Annotated in this window: 15 protein-coding genes; 6 read left to right on the top strand and 9 right to left on the bottom strand. The window is 62.0% G+C overall.

The window, feature by feature from the left end; all coding sequences use genetic code 11:
- Nucleotides 1-21 precede the first annotated feature (21 nt).
- The 3 genes from AB4P90_RS11975 to AB4P90_RS11965 are packed head-to-tail and all read left to right on the top strand — an operon-like array spanning nucleotide 22 to nucleotide 2,763.
- Nucleotides 22-1,041 (top strand): Gfo/Idh/MocA family oxidoreductase, encoded by a 1,020-nt coding sequence (locus AB4P90_RS11975; RefSeq protein ID WP_019817321.1) that lies wholly within the window; start codon nucleotides 22-24, stop codon nucleotides 1,039-1,041.
- Nucleotides 1,038-1,817, top strand: coding sequence for a TIM barrel protein (locus tag AB4P90_RS11970; protein ID WP_014718082.1), 780 nt, complete (start codon nucleotides 1,038-1,040; stop codon nucleotides 1,815-1,817). The genes AB4P90_RS11975 and AB4P90_RS11970 overlap by 4 nt, the downstream gene beginning before the upstream one ends.
- Before the next feature lie 19 nt (nucleotides 1,818-1,836).
- Entirely contained in the window at nucleotides 1,837-2,763 is a 927-nt protein-coding gene (locus AB4P90_RS11965) for a sugar ABC transporter substrate-binding protein (protein WP_019817323.1), read from the top strand.
- A 122-nt stretch (nucleotides 2,764-2,885) separates the two neighbouring features.
- Here AB4P90_RS11965 and yghU read toward each other — a convergent pair whose 3' ends face one another.
- Nucleotides 2,886-3,716 (bottom strand): glutathione-dependent disulfide-bond oxidoreductase, encoded by an 831-nt coding sequence (gene yghU, locus AB4P90_RS11960; protein WP_020303155.1) that lies wholly within the window; start codon nucleotides 3,714-3,716, stop codon nucleotides 2,886-2,888.
- A gap of 95 nt (nucleotides 3,717-3,811) precedes the next feature.
- Here yghU and mug point away from each other — a divergent pair, with 95 nt between their 5' ends.
- Both mug and AB4P90_RS11950 read left to right on the top strand, forming a co-directional pair.
- A complete protein-coding gene (gene mug, locus AB4P90_RS11955; RefSeq protein ID WP_014718079.1) occupies nucleotides 3,812-4,345 on the top strand; it encodes a G/U mismatch-specific DNA glycosylase in 534 nt (177 codons plus the stop codon).
- 30 nt (nucleotides 4,346-4,375) lie between these two features.
- Nucleotides 4,376-4,972, top strand: a complete 597-nt coding sequence (locus tag AB4P90_RS11950) for a glutathione S-transferase family protein (RefSeq protein ID WP_014718078.1) — start codon at nucleotides 4,376-4,378, stop codon at nucleotides 4,970-4,972.
- A 73-nt stretch (nucleotides 4,973-5,045) separates the two neighbouring features.
- On the opposite strand, the gene AB4P90_RS11945 is transcribed toward AB4P90_RS11950, so the two are convergent.
- Entirely contained in the window at nucleotides 5,046-5,813 is a 768-nt protein-coding gene (locus AB4P90_RS11945; protein WP_014718077.1) for an SDR family NAD(P)-dependent oxidoreductase, read from the bottom strand.
- Nucleotides 5,814-5,951: 138 nt separating this feature from the next.
- Here AB4P90_RS11945 and AB4P90_RS11940 point away from each other — a divergent pair, with 138 nt between their 5' ends.
- Entirely contained in the window at nucleotides 5,952-7,100 is a 1,149-nt protein-coding gene (locus AB4P90_RS11940) for an aldose epimerase family protein (protein ID WP_073454270.1), read from the top strand.
- 115 nt (nucleotides 7,101-7,215) lie between these two features.
- On the opposite strand, the gene araH is transcribed toward AB4P90_RS11940, so the two are convergent.
- Genes araH through AB4P90_RS11905 form a run of 7 tightly spaced genes read right to left on the bottom strand, consistent with a single transcriptional unit; the run spans nucleotide 7,216 to nucleotide 15,521 of the window.
- A complete protein-coding gene (araH, locus tag AB4P90_RS11935; RefSeq protein ID WP_014718075.1) occupies nucleotides 7,216-8,184 on the bottom strand; it encodes an L-arabinose ABC transporter permease AraH in 969 nt (322 codons plus the stop codon).
- Nucleotides 8,185-8,193: 9 nt separating this feature from the next.
- On the bottom strand, nucleotides 8,194-9,696 hold the full coding sequence (araG, locus tag AB4P90_RS11930; protein ID WP_093114189.1) for an L-arabinose ABC transporter ATP-binding protein AraG: 1,503 nt from the start codon (nucleotides 9,694-9,696) through the stop codon (nucleotides 8,194-8,196).
- Nucleotides 9,693-10,679 carry a substrate-binding domain-containing protein gene (locus tag AB4P90_RS11925; protein WP_038449809.1) on the bottom strand — a complete coding sequence of 329 codons (987 nt, stop codon included), beginning with the start codon at nucleotides 10,677-10,679 and terminating at the stop codon, nucleotides 9,693-9,695. Before AB4P90_RS11925 ends, araG begins: the two co-directional genes overlap by 4 nt.
- 39 nt (nucleotides 10,680-10,718) lie before the next feature.
- A complete protein-coding gene (locus AB4P90_RS11920) occupies nucleotides 10,719-11,582 on the bottom strand; it encodes an SMP-30/gluconolactonase/LRE family protein (RefSeq protein ID WP_395605909.1) in 864 nt (287 codons plus the stop codon).
- Between the two features lie 16 nt (nucleotides 11,583-11,598).
- Nucleotides 11,599-13,179 (bottom strand): aldehyde dehydrogenase (NADP(+)), encoded by a 1,581-nt coding sequence (locus AB4P90_RS11915; RefSeq protein WP_395605908.1) that lies wholly within the window; start codon nucleotides 13,177-13,179, stop codon nucleotides 11,599-11,601.
- 10 nt (nucleotides 13,180-13,189) lie between these two features.
- Nucleotides 13,190-14,182 carry an AraD1 family protein gene (gene araD1, locus AB4P90_RS11910; RefSeq protein WP_014718070.1) on the bottom strand — a complete coding sequence of 331 codons (993 nt, stop codon included), beginning with the start codon at nucleotides 14,180-14,182 and terminating at the stop codon, nucleotides 13,190-13,192.
- Nucleotides 14,183-14,198: 16 nt separating this feature from the next.
- Nucleotides 14,199-15,521, bottom strand: coding sequence for an MFS transporter (locus tag AB4P90_RS11905; RefSeq protein ID WP_395605907.1), 1,323 nt, complete (start codon nucleotides 15,519-15,521; stop codon nucleotides 14,199-14,201).
- Between the last annotated feature and the right edge of the window lie 134 nt (nucleotides 15,522-15,655).

Raw genomic sequence — 15,655 nt, 5'->3', positions numbered from 1 at the left:
AACAACAAAAGGGGTCGTTTCATGAGCACACACAACATCCGCCTGGGTTTGATCGGTGCCGGTCGCATGGGCAGCTTCCATGGCCTTACCGCTGCACGCCATATCCCCGGTGCCTGCCTCGCCGCCATCGCCGATCCGGTTCCAGGCCAGGCCGCTCGCCTGGCAGCAGAACTGGGGGTGGACAAGGCCTACACCGACCCGCAACAGCTGCTGGACGACCCGGACATCGACGGCGTACTCATCGCCGCACCTGCCCGTAGCCATGCCGAGCTGGTGATCAAGGCCGCACGTGCCGGCAAGGGCATCTTCTGCGAAAAGCCCATGGCGATCACGCTGGACGAAGCCGACCGCGCCATCGCCGCCGCTGTCGATGCACGGGTGCCGTTGCAGGTCGGCTTCAATCGGCGCTTCGCCAGAAGCTTTCGCACAGCGCACCTCGACGTCGTCGCTGGACGTATTGGCACGCCGCAGCTGCTACGCTCGCTGACCCGCGACCCGGCGCTGAACAACCCGGCCAACTCGCCGCAATGGGTGATCTTCCTCGAAACCCTGATCCACGACTTCGACACCCTGCGCTACCTCAACCCTGGGGCCGAAGTGGTACAGGTGCAGGTGATGGCCGACGCGCTGATTGCCCCGCAATTCAAAAGCCAAGGTTTGCTCGATACCGCCGTGGTCACCCTGCGCTTTGACAACGGCGCCATTGCCACCGCCGAAGCCAGCTTCCAGGCCGTGTATGGCTACGACGTGCGCGGCGAAGTGTTCGGCAGCAAGGGCATGCTGAGCATGGGCAGCCTTAACGACTGCGACCTGGTGCGCTACCTGGCCGAGGGCATCCAGGCAGACACCCAGCGGATGGACACCGACCTGTTGCGCGACGCCTACATCGCCGAGCTCAACCACTTTGTCGACTGCCTGCGCAGCGGCGCCAAGCCCCTGGCCAGCGGTGAAGATGCGCGCGCAGCCCTGGCAATTGCCCGTGCCTGCATTGAGTCGTACCAAACCGGCAAGGCCGTGGCCGTACAAGGAGCCCGCGAATGATGCCGTTCAAATTGGCCGTCAGCGCCGAAATGGTGTTCCTCGAGTTGCCCTTCATCGAACGCGTCAAACGTATACATGCCCTGGGTTTCAGCACCGAAATCTGGGGTTGGGCCGATAAGGACATTCAGGCCTTGGCGGCGACCGGCGCGGACTTCACCTCGATGACCGGCTACCTCAGCGGCACCCTCACCGACCCCGACGGCATCCGCCAATTGCTCGACAGCGCCCGTGAGTCCCTGGGCATTGCCGAGCGCCTCAATTGCCCCAGCCTCAACCTGCATGGCACGGGCCTGGGTGAAGGCGGCCTGCCCGTGCAGGCCGTCAGCCATACCAACGGGCGCATGTGGCTGAGCGCTTGCAAGAGCCTGGAGAAAATCGCGCGCCTGGGGGAAGACGCAGGCCGCGTGTTCCTGCTGGAAAACCTCAACACCGCCGTCGACCACCCAGGTACACCGTTCGCACGTGCCGACGACACCCTGGCCCTGATCGAAGCCGTCGGCAGCCCGCATCTGAAAATGAACCTGGACCTGTACCACGCGCAGATTGGCGAAGGTAACCTCATCGAATTGATCCAGCGCGCTGGCAGCGCCATCGGCGAAATCCAGGTCGCTGATGTGCCTGGGCGCAAAGAGCCCGGCACGGGCGAAATCCACTACCCGGCCATTGCCCGGGCCTTGCACGCCATGGGTTACACCGGTGTGGTCGGCCTGGAGGGCTGGGCCAGCGGCGACAGCGAGTCGGCTCTGGAGCGTTTCCGCCAGGCATTCACCCTATAACAATAAAAGGAACAGCCTCATGCACCGTTATTCATTACTAGTGGCCGCGCTGTTGTTGATGTTCAGCCAGTGGTCCTTCGCCGCCTATCGCATCGGCGTGAGCATTGCCCGGGTGGACGATAACTTCATGACCTACGTGCGCACCGGCCTGGAGGCGGCAGCCAAACACCAGGACGTGCAGATCCAATTTGAAGACGCCCAGGGCGATGTGGTGCGCCAGCTCAATCAAGTCGAAGGTTTTCTCAACCAGAAGGTCGATGCGGTGATCGTGCTGCCGGTCGACACCGCCGCCACTGCCAACATCACCCGCGCCGCCGTGGCGGCGAAGACACCGCTGGTGTACGTCAACCGCCACCCGGATGAGCGTACGCTGCCTGCGGGCGTGGTCACGGTGGCCTCCAACGACATCGAAGCGGGGCAATTGCAGATGCGCTACCTCGCCCAAAAACTGGGCGGCAAGGGCAATGTGGCGATCATCATGGGCGACCTTGCACAGAACGCCACCCATGACCGTACCGAAGGCGCCAGGCAGGTGCTCAAGGACTTTCCCGGTATCAAGATCGTCGAGCAGCAAAGCGCCGAGTGGCAACGCAACAAAGGCATGGACCTCACCAGCAACTGGCTGCTGGCAGGTACACAGTTCGATGCCATTGTCGCCAACAATGATGAAATGGCAATCGGTGCGGCCATGGCGTTGCAGCAAGCCGGCAAGGCCAAGGGCGAGATTGCGATCGTCGGCATCGACGGCTTGCCCGACGGTTTGGCAGCGATCAAGCGTGGGCTGCTTGCTGCCTCAGTGTTCCAGGACCCCAAGGCCCAGGCGACCCAGGCGGTGCAAGCGGCGATCAAGATGATCAAGGGCGAGCCGATTGAAGCCCAAGTGTGGGTGCCGTTTGAACTGATCAAGCCCGAACAGGTGGCGGTATTCGAACAACGCTACAAATAAATCGAAGCGAAGGAAAACTAAATGTGGGAGGGGGCTTGCTCCCGATGAGAGTGGATCAGTTGTTACATCTGTGACTGATTCACCGCCATCGGGGGCAAGCCCCCTCCCACACTGGATCTGAATCAATCCAGGTCACTTGCATCATGCCGTTCTGGCAACTGCTCCTCACCCGACACCCGGTTCACCCGCCGCCCGCGCTGCACCGCCGGCCGGGCGTCAATTGCGTCGGCCCAGCGCAGCACGTGCTTGTATTCATGCACAGAGAGAAACTCCGCCGAGTCGCCATACAAGCGGCCTTTGACCAACCCACCGTACCAAGGCCATATCGCGATGTCGGCAATGGTGTATTCATCCCCGGCGATGTATTGGCTGACCGCCAGGCGCTTATCCAGCACATCCAGTTGGCGCTTGGTCTCCATGGCGAAGCGGTTGATCGGGTATTCCATCTTGCTCGGCGCATAGGCATAGAAATGCCCGAAGCCGCCCCCCAGGTAAGGCGCGCTGCCCATCTGCCAGAACAGCCACGACAGGCATTCAGCCCGGGCCGCAGGCTCCGTGGGCAGGAACGCACCGAACTTCTCGGCCAGGTACTGCAGAATCGCGCCCGATTCGAACACGCGAATCGGCGTGGCGCCGCTGTGGTCCATCAGCGCTGGAATCTTCGAGTTCGGGTTCACCGCCACAAAGCCACTGCCGAACTGGTCGCCGTCGCCGATCTTGATCAGCCAGGCATCGTATTCGGCGCCGCTGTGCCCCAGGGCCAGCAGTTCTTCCAGCAGGATCGTGACCTTCTGCCCATTGGGCGTGGCCAGGGAGTATAACTGCAGCGGGTGCTTGCCCACCGGCAGCGGCTTTTCGTGGGTGGCGCCGGCGATGGGCCGGTTGATGCTGGCGAAGGTGCCGCCGCTTTCGGTGTCCCAGGTCCAGACTTTGGCAGGTACGTACTCGGTCATAATCAATGCTCCAGAGGCGCTTGTGATCCACTAAGCGTTCCAGACTAAACCAAAGGTTGATGACTCGTCACACCTATCAGCATGGAAGATCCGGCATGAACGAGCGACTCGACGACCTCCTCGCCGACCACTTGCACGTACTGTTCTGCGGCATCAACCCTGGCAAGGGCTCGGCAGCCCTCGGCCTGCATTTTGCCAATCGCAGCAACCGCTTCTGGCGCACCGTGCATCTGGCCGGTTTCACGCCCCATGAAATTCGCCCGCAAGACGGCGCCACCTTGCTGCACTACGGTTGCGGATTGACCACCTTGGTGGCACGGCCAACGGCCAGTGCAGGCGAGTTGGCGCGGCATGAATTCCAGGACGCGGCGGCGGCGTTCGAACACAAGATCCGCCGCCATGCCCCGCGTTTCGTGGCGTTCCTCGGCAAGCCCGGCTATAGCGCGCTGAGCGGCCAGCGCGAGGTCGCCTGGGGTTTGCAAGCGCAGCCACTGGGCGACGCCTCGGTCTGGGTGCTGCCCAACCCCAGCGGGCGCAACCTGGCGTTCAGCCTCGATCAATTGGTGCAAGCGTATCGGCTGCTGCACAACGCCGTTGCGCACGCCCGGCCCGTGCCCGTAATCTCTTGAGCCCAACACCCTGTAAGCAATGGAGGCTGCATGAAACTGGTCGGAATGCTGGACTCGCCCTACGTACGCCGCGTGGCTGTTTCCCTGGAGTTATACGGGGTGGACTTTGTGCATGAACCGCTGTCGGTGTTCAGCACTTACGCTGAATTTGCCCAGATCAACCCCGTAGTCAAGGCCCCTACCCTGGTGCTGGACGATGGGACGGTGCTGATGGATTCGAGCCTGATCCTCGATTACCTGGAAACGCTGGCGCCGGCTGACAAGAAGCTGCTGCCCCAACAACCGGCGGCACGTGCCCGTGACCTGCAATTGCTTGGGCTCGCGCTGGCGGCATGCGAGAAAAGCGTGCAGATCGTCTATGAACACAACCTTCGCCCCGCTGAAAAATTGCATGCGCCGTGGCTTGAGCGCGTTACCGGGCAACTGCTGGCGGCTTATGCGCTGCTGGACAAGCAGCTGGCAGGCAATGAAGCGCTGACCCAGGCGTCGATTACCGCAGCGGTCGCCTGGTCGTTCAGCCAGTTCACCGTGGCCTCGGTGGTGAAGGCCGATGCGTTCCCCAACCTCAAGCGCCATGCTGAACGCCTGGAGCAGCACCCGGCGTTCAAGCGTTACCCCATCGAGTAAGCACCACAATTTAACTGTGGGAGCGGGCTTGCCCGCTCCCACACTCGATGTGCATCATTCTGAAAGTCGCGTGTTATACCCACCCGCCGTCAACGATAAAGTTCTGCGCCGAGCACATCGCCGAGGCATCCGAGGCCAAAAACAGCGCCATGTTGGCGATGTGTTCTGGCATCACGCTGCCGGGCAGGCACTGGCTGCGGGCGATGAGTTCTTTGGCGGCGTCGTCGACCCACATGGCCAGTTGTTTTTCGGTCATCACCCAACCCGGCACCAAGGTGTTGACGCGAATACGGTTGGGCCCCAGCTCACGCGCCAGGGCTCGGGTCATGCCGTGGGCGGCGGCCTTGCTGGCGGCGTATACGGGGTAGCCGGCCGAGGCCATCATCCAGCCCACCGAGCCCAGGTTGATGATCGAGCCGCTACCGGCCTCCTTCATCATGGGCACCACCGCCTTGGCGGCAAAGAAGGCGTGCTTGAGGTTGACCGCAATCAGCTGGTCGAACATGTGCGAGTCGATTTCTTCCAGGCTGTGGCGCACATCGTTCGCTGCGTTGTTGACCAGTACCGTGATCGGCCCCAGGGAATGCTCGAAGCGCCCGATCGCCGCGCGGTAGCCGATCTCGTCGGTGATATCGCAGCACTCGAACTCGACACTGTGCCCTTTGGAGTTGAGCAGCGCCGCCAAGCGTTCACCCTGGCTCTGTGCACGGTCCACAAACGCCACCTTGGCACCCTGCGCGGCGAAGGCCCGCACCATGAACTCGCCAATCCCCGACGCCCCGCCGGAAACCAGCACGGTTTTGTCCTTGAGGTCGGGATAAATTGCTTGCTGGGTAGTCATAACAATCAGTGCTCCGCTTAATTAGTCTTATTTTATTTTGCAAGAACGGCGTTAAAGGCTATAAATCTGCTGTCATATCGACAAAATATCTCAAATTAGTAGAACTATTCCAGCAAAACAACAAAAGGAAGTTCGACCATGAAGCACCCTCGATACCTGCTGTCCGGCCTCGCGCTGTCCATGCTGATCGCCAGCGGTGGCGCGCACGCCGCCGGCCTTAGCAGCGAACACAAACCCTTCGGCAAAACCAACGATGGCACCGCCGTCGAACAGTACGTGTTGCGTAACAGCCATGGCATGCAAGCCACGGTGATCACCTACGGCGGCGTGCTGCAGTCGCTAAAAGTGCCAGACAAACACGGCAAGCTCGACGACGTGGTGCTGGGCTTCGATGACGTGCAAGGCTATCAAGGCGGTACCGCGTTTTTCGGCGCGACCATTGGCCGCTTCGGCAACCGCCTGGCCGGCGGCGCCTTCGAACTCGACGGCAAACGCTACCAGGTACCGCTCAACGACGGCCCTAACTCATTGCATGGCGGCGCCCAGGGCTTCGACAAGCAGGTGTGGCAAGCCAAATCGGTCAAGGACAAGGATTCGGTGGGCGTCACCCTCACCTACCTGTCCAAAGATGGGGAAATGGGCTTTCCGGGCAACTTGAAAACCGAGGTCACCTACCGCCTCAACGACCACAACGAACTGCACATCGACTACACCGCCACCACCGACAAACCGACGGTGCTCAACCTCACCAACCACAGCTACTTCAACCTGGCCGGCGCGGGCAACGGCGACATTCTCAAGCAGGTCGCCACCTTGCACGCCAGCCACTACACACCGGTGAATGCCACCTTGATTCCCACCGGCGAACTGGCGCCGGTCAAGGGCACGCCCATGGACTTCCTGAAGCCCACACCCATCGGCCAGCACATCAAGGCAGACCATCCGCAGCTCAAATTCGCCGAGCCCAAGCAAGGTGGCTTCGACTTCAACTGGGCGCTGGATACCAAAGGCGACGTCAAGCAACTGGCCGCCGAGGTGCATGATCCTGAATCAGGCCGACGTTTGCAGCTCTACACCACAGAGCCTGGCGTGCAGTTCTATACCAGCAACTTCCTGGACGGTTCGGTGAAGGGCAAAGGCGGCAAGACGTACCAGCACTGGAGTGGGTTTACCTTGGAGACCCAGCATTTTCCGGATGCGCCTAACCAGCCGAGCTTTGCCTCAACGCGTTTGAATCCAGGGCAGACTTACACCCAACACACTATTTTCAAGTTCACCGCTGATTAAATTGTGGGAGCTGGCTTGCCTGCGATGGCGGTGGCACAGGCTACTCAATTATTGCCTGAACCAACGCTATCGCAGGCAAGCCAGCTCCCACATTGGTTTTTCACAGCGCCTGGGTTCAGCGTTGTTTCATGCGGTCGATGACCACGGCCAACAGCAGGATCGAACCGCGGATCACATACTGGTAAAAGGTATCGATGTTCTTCAGGTTCATCGCATTCTCGATGATCGCCAGAATCAACACCCCGGCGATCACATGGCGGATCATGCCGATGCCGCCGCTCAGCGACACCCCACCCAGCACGCAGGCCGAGATCACCGTGAGCTCGAAACCCTGGCCGATCATCGGTTGGCCAGAGGTCATGCGCGAAGCCAGGATCACCCCGGCCAAGGCGCCGATCAGGCCATGGATGGCGAAGATCAGGATCTTGGTGCGGTCAACGTTCACGCCCGCCAGCAGCGCCGCCTCCGGGTTACCGCCGATGGCCATGGTGTTGCGCCCATAGGTGGTGTAGTTGAGCAGCCAGCCGAAGAACAGGAAGCAGACAATGGTGATCAGGATCGGCACCGGCACGCCGAACAATTGGCCGTTGCCGAACACGAAAAATTGCTCCTGGGACACGCCTACCGCCTTGCCGTCGGCAAAGATGTAAGCCAGGCCGCGCACGATCTGCATGGTCGCCAGCGTAGTAATCAAGGCGTTGACCCGCAGCTTGGCGATCACGATGCCGTTGATCAGCCCCACCATCAGGCCCATCAGCAGCGCTGCACCAATGCCCAGCATCACGCTGTCGGTATCGCGCATTACAATCGCCGCAACTACCCCGGCGCAGGCGATCACCGAGCCTACCGACAGGTCGAAGTGCCCCGAGGCCAGGCAGAACAGCATGGTGCATGCGGCAATACCGACAGTCGAAATCGCCAGGCCCAAGCCGCGCATGTTGAGCGGAGAGAGGAAGTTATCGATCAGCAGCGCGCACAGTACGAAGATGCCCACCGCCGCCAAGAGCATCGCCCAGTTATCGAGCAATGCACGCATATCGAGGGGTTTGCGTGCCGAGGGCAACGCGTTGTTTTGAATGGTCATGGTCGTCTCTCAGTTCGCCAGGCCGCGTGGCAAGGCCAGCTGCAGCAGGTTGGATTCAGTCGCGTGCTCGCGCAGTTGTTCGCCGCGCAGGGCGCCTTCGCACAGCACCAGGATGCGGTCAGAGATGCCCATCACCTCCATCAGGTCGCTGGACACCACGATCACCGCAATGCCACTGGCCGCCAGGTTATGGATGATCTGGTAGATCTCCGACTTGGCGCCGATGTCGATACCGCGAGTGGGTTCGTCGAGCAGCAACACCTTCATCGGCATCGACAGCCAGCGGCCAAGAATGGCTTTCTGTTGGTTGCCGCCGGACAGGTACAGGATCTTCTGCGCCGCGTTCGGCGTTTTGACCCGCATCGCCTGGATCTGTCGGTCGGCGTTGCCTTTCTCCCAGCCTTCGCGCAACAGCCAGCCAAAGGTGGAATGGGCGCCACGGGCGCTGATGTTGATGTTTTCAGCGACGCTGCCCAGCGGGATGATGCCCTCTTTCTTGCGATCCTCCGGACACAGCAATACCCCGGCGGCGATGGCGTCCCGGGGTGAGCGCAGTTGCAGCGCGTGCCCGCACAGTTCCAGGCTGCCGGCACTGGCGCGCTCTAACCCACTGAGCAGGCGAAACAGCTCGGTACGCCCCGCCCCCACCAGCCCGAACAGGCCCAGGATCTCGCCCTTGCGCACCTGGAAACTGATCGGCTCACGCAGGCCCGGGCCGAGCAAGCCGTCCACCTTGAGCGCCACTTCGCCTTGCTCGCGCGGGCGGTAATCGTAGATGTCCTGAATATCGCGACCGACCATGCAGGTCACCAACTGGTCGTGAGTCAGCGTGCTCATGTCCTCGAAAGTACGCACGTAGCGGCCGTCCTTGAACACCGTCACTGCGTCACAGATACGGAACACTTCTTCCATACGGTGCGACACGTAGAGCACCACTTTGCCCTCGTCGCGCAGGCGCGTGATGATCGCCATCAAGCGGTCGATTTCCCGCGCCGATAAACTGCTGGTGGGTTCATCAAAGGCGATCACGTTGGCGCCGCGAGACAGCGCCTTGGCGATTTCCACCAGTTGGCGCTGGCCCAGGGACAGGCGCCCGAGTTTCTCGTCGGGGTCGATTTCATCGGCCAGCCCCTTGAGACACGCCAGGGCCTGCTTACGCAGCAGACTCCGGTTGACCACGCCAAAGCGCGTGGGCAAATGCCCGAGGAACAGGTTCTCGGCCACGCTCATTTCCGGCACCAGGTGCAGCTCTTGGTGAATCACCGCCACACCGCTGGCGATGCTGTCGGCGGCGCATTTGAAGGCCATGGTCTGCGCGCCGATCTGCACCGTGCCGCTGGATGGAATGTAGGCGCCGCCGAGGATCTTCAGCAGGGTCGACTTGCCTGCGCCGTTCTCGCCCATCAACGCGTGCACCTGCCCGGGGTGGGCGGTGAAGCAAATGCCGTCCAGCGCCTTGACCCCGGGAAAGGTCTTGCCGATGCCGTCAAACCGCAGGGCCGCAGCGGTCATTTCCACAGCCCGATCTTGGTCAGTTCCGCCTGGAAGTTTTCACGGGTGATCAGCGTCACTTCGTCCATGGCCGTGTATTTCGGCGGCTCGGTGCCTTGGGTAACCCACTCGTACATCATCTCAGCGGTTTTGTAGCCTTCAATGTGCGGGCTGGGCAGCATTGAGCCGAAGAAGCCGCTGTTGGCTTTCTTCAATTCGCCGATGGCGTCGGTGCCATTGATGCCGATACCGATCACGTTGGCTGCGGCGAAACCGGCACTTTCGGTGGCACGCACGCCGCCGAGCACGGTGTTGTCGTTCATGCCGCCGATGATCAGGTTCTTCGCCCCACTCGGCAGCTTGACCAGGGCCGAGTTGGTGGCGTCCATGCTGCCAGGTACGTCGAGGGTTTTGAGCGCGGCGGTGAGGATGTGGTCCTTGGGAATCCCGGCTTCCTCCAGGGATTTGATCGAGCCGTCGGTGCGTTTCTTGCCGGTGTCGAGTTCGTTGAAGGTATTGATCACCGCGTAGGTGTCCTTCCAGTCCCAACCACGTTTTTTCGCTTCGGCGGCCATGGCGGCGCCTTGCTTCTGGCCGACTTCAAACGCGGCCATGCCCAGGTACGGCACGTCTTCCATGAAGTTGCCCTTGGCATCGACAAAGCGGTCATCCACGGCCATCACTTTCAAACCGTTGACCTTGGCCTTGGCGACAATCGCAGGGCCCAGGGACACGTCCGGCGGGCAGATCACGAAGCCTTTGGCGCCGTTGGCGGCCAGGCTGTCGATGGCCGAGAGGGTTTTCTCGCCGTCGGGCACCGCGATCTTGATGAGTTTGAAGCCTTTGTCCTGGGCGGCTTTTTCCGCAAACGCCCACTCCGTCTGGAACCAGGGCTCTTCGGCCTGCTTGACCAGAAAGCCGATCTTCACGTCTTCAGCGGATACGATGCTGCTGAGGCTGCTTAACGCAACAGCGGCAGCCAGAACGCGTAGAACCTTTTTCATGAACGACACCTCTTGTTGTTGTTTTTTTAAGTCTTGGGTTTAACCGGCGAAACGATGGCAAGGCTTGCCAGGAACATCGACTTCAATGGCCAATACCGCACCATCAAGGGGGTGATCCAAGGGACTCGCCGCGCTGGTGATGTACAGCGTGGTGAGCTCGGGCCCACCGAACACGCAACTGGTGGGACGGCTGACCGGCAGTTCGATTATGCGATCCACCTCACCTGAAGGCGTCAGACGCAGCAGGCAACTGCCGTCCCAGCGCGCATTCCAGATGTAGCCGTCGGCGTCCATGGCCGAGCCATCCGGCCCGCCGCGTGTGTGCGGCCCGAACCAGGCCTGGGCGGCACCGAGTTGACCGTCAGCCTGGATCGAATGCTGATAGAGCGTGCCGTCCATGCTGTCGCCGAAATGCACCTGGCTGCCCTCCTCGTTCCAGAGCAGGGTGTTGGGAATGCCCAGGCCCGCCAGCAACGGCGTGACCCGCGCATCGGCATCGATGCGAAACAGGCCACCGGAGCGCCGGGTAATCGGCAGGTCTTCGCCCTGCTCGCCGATGTTGTTCTGCATGGTGCCCAACCACAGCCGGCCCTGGGCATCGCAGCGTGCTTCATTGCTGCGGTTGCCCGTTTGCGGGTCGGCTACGCACAGCAGGGTCAAGGCTTCGGTGGCCAGGTCCAGGCGATATACGCCGCTGCTCAAGGTCACCAGCGCATCACCGCTTTGACAGGGGATGAACGCCGAGACGTGCTCAGGCAATTGCCACACCTGCAACTGCCCACCCATCAGACGCAGCGCCTGGCGGGCGGCGATATCCACCCAATACAGGGCCTGGGTCGGTACATCCCAGAACGGCCCTTCGCCCAACCGGGCACGGTGCGGGGTGACTGCGCTCAACGACATGAAGCCTCCTGATCAGTTACAGCGATTCGCGCGATGGCGTGCCATTTACCAGGCGCTGAATACGCAAGGGATTGGCGTTTTTCAACGCGTCGGGCAGCAGGCTATCAGGGTAGTTCTGGAAGCACACCGGGCGCAGGAAACGGTCGATGGCCAGCGTGCCGACCGAGGTGCCACGGGCGTCGGAAGTCGCCGGGTACGGCCCGCCGTGAACCATGGAATCGCACACCTCCACGCCAGTCGGGTAACCGTTGAGCAGGATGCGCCCGACTTTCTGTTCCAGCAGCGGCGTGAGTTCGGCGAACTGGTGCAGGTCGGCCGGTTCGCCGATGAGCGTGGCGGTCAACTGCCCGTGCAGCCCCTGCAGGGCGGCGCTGAGTTGGGCCTGGTCGGCCACTTCGACGAACACCGTGGTGGGGCCGAACACTTCCTCTTGCAGCACTTCGTCGCCGTCAATCAACAGACGTACATCCGCCTTGAACAGCTGCGGTTGCGCCTGGTTGCCCGATTGCGCGCTGCCCGCCAGATGCTGGATGCCCGGGTGAGAGCGGAGTTTTTCCAGGCCCTTGCCGTAGCTGCCCAGGGTGCCGGCATTCAGCATGGTTTGCGCCGGCTGCTCGCCAATCAATTGCGCGACCTGCTGAGTGAACGCGGTGAACGCAGGCGAAGCGATACCGATCACCAGACCTGGGTTGGTGCAGAACTGGCCGCAGCCTTGCACCACCGAGGCGGTCAGGTCGCGGGCGATGCTCTCGGCGCGGGCGTGCAGCGCCTGGGGCAGCACGATCACCGGGTTGATGCTCGACATTTCGGCAAACACCGGGATCGGTTGCGGGCGCGCCGCGGCCATGTCGCACAGGGCGCGGCCGCCTTTGAGTGAGCCGGTAAAGCCCACCGCCTGGATCGCCGGGTGCTTGACCAGCGCCTCACCGACGCCGCCGCCAAAAATCATGTTGAACACGCCGGCCGGCATCTCGGTGGCCTCGGCGGCACGAATGATCGCATCGGCCACGCGCTCGGCGGTCGCCATGTGGCCGCTGTGGGCCTTGAACACCACCGGGCAACCGGCGGCCAATGCAGCCGCCGTGTCACCGCCGGCGGTGGAGAATGCCAGGGGGAAGTTACTGGCACCAAAGACCGCCACCGGACCGAGGCCGATGCGGTATTGGCGCAGGTCTGGGCGCGGCAACGGCTGGCGCTCTGGCAGGGCCTTGTCGATACGCGCGCCGTAGAAGTCACCGCGGCGCAGCACGGTGGCGAACAAACGCATCTGGCCGCTGGTGCGCCCGCGTTCGCCTTTGATGCGTGCGGCCGGCAATGCGGTTTCGCGGCAGACCAGTTCGACGAAGTCATCGCCCAAGGCGTCCAGCTCATCGGCCACCGCATCCAGAAACTGCGCACGTCGTGCGGCGCTCAAGGCGCGATAGGCCGGGTACGCCTGGGCCGCGGCCTGGGCGGCGGCGTCCACTTCCTGGGCGGTGGCCTGGTAGAAATCCTGGGGCAAGGCTTCGCCGGTGGTGGCGTCGATGCTTTGCAGCTTAGTGCTACCGTTGGCGCTGCGCTGGCCGCCGATGTAGTTGTGGCCGAGGAACGGGGTCATGTTGATCTCCTTAAAGGGGGGTGACTTGGCCGGGTTCAAATGCCGCATCGCTGCTGCCGATACCGTTGATCAACGGCGCGCCGAATTCAGCCTGGCTGATCTCGAACACATCGCCCGGCTGGGTACGTATACCGTCGGCGAATGACAAAGTGGCGGTGCCGAAGAAGTGAATGTGCACATCACCCGGCTTGAGGAACTGGCTGTATTTGAAGTGGTGGTATTCGAGGTTTTCCAGGCTGTGGCACATATTGGCCTCGCCACTGAGGAATTCGTTCTGCCAGATGACCTCGCCGTTGCGCAGGATGCGGCTGGTGCCCGCCAGATGCTCGGGCAGTTCGCCTACGCGCAGCTCCGGGCCGTAACTGCAACTGCGCAGCTTGGAATGGGCCAGGTACAGGTAATTCTTGCGCTCCATCACATGGTCGGAGAACTCGTTGCCCACCGCAAAACCCAGGCGATAGGGCTTACGGTCATGCCCGATCACATAGAGGCCACCGATTTCTGGTTCTTCGCCGGCATCTTCGGCAAACGGCGGCACCGGGAAGGCCTGGCCCGGGCGCACGACGATGCTGCCATCGCCTTTGTAAAACCACTCCGGTTGCACACCGGCCTGGCCGGCGCCTGGTTTGCCGCCCTCCACGCCCCATTTGAAGATGCGCATGGTGTCGGTCATCGCGCTGTCGTCGCCGGCCTGCTGGTGCATCTTGTCGCGGGCCGAGGCACTGCCCAGGTGGGTGAGGCCGGTGCCGCTGATCAGCATGTGGGCCGGGTCCGGGTGGTCCAGCGGGGGCAGGATTTTGTGGTCCGCCAACAAGGCGGTGTAGTCATGGCTGGCGCCCAGGCCGAGGGCTTGCACCTGTTGCTGCAACTTGCCGCCGGCTTCGATGGCGGCCAGCGCCAGTTCACGCACGCTGTGGGCGCCGCGCACTTCGCGTACCTGGTTGCCTTCTACCACGCCGACGCGGCGCTCACCGTTGCTCAACTCGAACTGAACTAAACGCATGCAGGTTCTCCTGGATTTAAGTGCGTGTGGCGCCACGGGCGCTGGCGGCGAATTGGTCGACGGGCAGCACGTGCTTGCGTTCCAACAAGCGGTAGACCACGAGGGTCAGCAGCAACCCGAACACCATCACACCGGATAAGAAATACAAGCCTGAGGCCAGGTTGCCGGTGTACTCCTTGAGCGCACCGATCACGAACGGGCCGATATAGCCGCCGAGGTTGCCCACCGAGTTGATCAAGGCAATACCGGCCGCCGCACTGGCGCCGGCAAAGAAGCGCCCCGGCAGGGTCCAGAACACGGCGGTGCAGGAAAACATTGCAAACGCCGCCAGGCACAGCGCGGCCATTTGCAGCACTGGCACCGTGAGCCAGGCGCTGCAGAACAGGCCGATGGCGCCCAGCACATAGAGCACGGCGAGATGGCCGTAACGGTCGTTCAAACGGTCGGAACTGCGCGGGATGATCAACAGGCCGATAATGCCGAAGATATAGGGCACGGCGGAGATGAAGCCGGTGGTAAGGTCGCTGCCGCCAAACTGCTTGATCAGGGTCGGCAGCCACAGGCCGAGGCCGTAGATGCTCAGGGTCACCGGCAGGTAGAACAGCGCCAGCAACAACAAGCGCTTGTCCTTGAGCGCATGCAAGGGGTTGCCATGGCGTGTCTGGCCGTAGGCTTGCAGATCTTTGTGCAGCTCGCCGGTGAGCCAGGCTTTTTCTTCCTCGCTCATCCAGTTGACCTTCTGGGGGCCGTCCGGCAGGTAACGCAGCACCGGCCAGGTCAGCAGGATCGCCGGGGTACCGATCACGATAAACAGCCACTGCCAGCCATGCAGGCCGAGAATGCCGTCCATGCCGAGCAGACCGCCGGACACTGGACCTGTGATCATCATTGCAATCGGTTGGGAGAGGATGAACAGCCCGAGGATCTTGCCGCGATGGCGCACCGGGAACCATTGGGTGATGTAGTACAGCACGCCGGGGAAGAACCCCGCCTCCGCCGCGCCCAGCAGAAAACGCATCACATAGAAGCTGTGCGGCCCTTGCACGAACGCCATGCCGATGGTGATGGCGCCCCAGGTGATCATGATGCGCGCAAACCAGCGCCGCGCGCCGAAGCGGTCGAGCATCAGGTTGCTGGGAATCTCGAACAGGAAATAGCCAATGAAGAACAACCCGGCACCGAGGCCATAGGCGGCGTCGCCGATGCCCACGTCAGCGCCCATGTGCAGCTTGGCGAACCCTACGGCGGAACGGTCCACGTAGGCGATCAGGTACAGCAAGATCAGGAAGGGAATCAGTTTCAGCGTGATGCGCCGAATAAGCCGCAGTTCCTGGCTCATGGGGTCGATCTCCGATTGTTGTTTTTATAGAAGCTCGGGGGACGCCTCTGACGAAATCCGCCAGGGCCATACCTCAGTTAAGACCGACTATATAGTATGACTATTTGCAAAACAACACTTCCAAAGCGGCGATT

The sequence above is a fragment of the Pseudomonas sp. B16120 genome, assembly GCF_044218845.1.
GTDB classification, from domain to species: Bacteria; Pseudomonadota; Gammaproteobacteria; order Pseudomonadales; family Pseudomonadaceae; genus Aquipseudomonas; species Aquipseudomonas paracarnis.
Note: the sequence above shows the minus strand (reverse complement) of the source record. Positions and strands in the feature narration are given on the sequence as shown.

Excerpts from the sequence above, each read along its gene's own strand:
- AB4P90_RS11945 (WP_014718077.1), bottom strand. The coding sequence starts at position 5,813 with ATGACTACCCAGCAAGCAATTTATCCCGACCTCAAGGACAAAACCGTG.
- AB4P90_RS11970 (WP_014718082.1), top strand. The coding sequence starts at position 1,038 with ATGATGCCGTTCAAATTGGCCGTCAGCGCCGAAATGGTGTTCCTCGAG.
- mug (WP_014718079.1), top strand. The coding sequence starts at position 3,812 with ATGAACGAGCGACTCGACGACCTCCTCGCCGACCACTTGCACGTACTG.
- AB4P90_RS11905 (WP_395605907.1), bottom strand. The coding sequence starts at position 15,521 with ATGAGCCAGGAACTGCGGCTTATTCGGCGCATCACGCTGAAACTGATT.
- AB4P90_RS11940 (WP_073454270.1), top strand. The coding sequence starts at position 5,952 with ATGAAGCACCCTCGATACCTGCTGTCCGGCCTCGCGCTGTCCATGCTG.
- yghU (WP_020303155.1), bottom strand. The coding sequence starts at position 3,716 with ATGACCGAGTACGTACCTGCCAAAGTCTGGACCTGGGACACCGAAAGC.
- araD1 (WP_014718070.1), bottom strand. The coding sequence starts at position 14,182 with ATGCGTTTAGTTCAGTTCGAGTTGAGCAACGGTGAGCGCCGCGTCGGC.
- AB4P90_RS11920 (WP_395605909.1), bottom strand. The coding sequence starts at position 11,582 with ATGTCGTTGAGCGCAGTCACCCCGCACCGTGCCCGGTTGGGCGAAGGG.
- araH (WP_014718075.1), bottom strand. The coding sequence starts at position 8,184 with ATGACCATTCAAAACAACGCGTTGCCCTCGGCACGCAAACCCCTCGAT.
- araG (WP_093114189.1), bottom strand. The coding sequence starts at position 9,696 with ATGACCGCTGCGGCCCTGCGGTTTGACGGCATCGGCAAGACCTTTCCC.
- AB4P90_RS11915 (WP_395605908.1), bottom strand. The coding sequence starts at position 13,179 with ATGACCCCGTTCCTCGGCCACAACTACATCGGCGGCCAGCGCAGCGCC.
- AB4P90_RS11950 (WP_014718078.1), top strand. The coding sequence starts at position 4,376 with ATGAAACTGGTCGGAATGCTGGACTCGCCCTACGTACGCCGCGTGGCT.
- AB4P90_RS11925 (WP_038449809.1), bottom strand. The coding sequence starts at position 10,679 with ATGAAAAAGGTTCTACGCGTTCTGGCTGCCGCTGTTGCGTTAAGCAGC.
- AB4P90_RS11975 (WP_019817321.1), top strand. The coding sequence starts at position 22 with ATGAGCACACACAACATCCGCCTGGGTTTGATCGGTGCCGGTCGCATG.
- AB4P90_RS11965 (WP_019817323.1), top strand. The coding sequence starts at position 1,837 with ATGCACCGTTATTCATTACTAGTGGCCGCGCTGTTGTTGATGTTCAGC.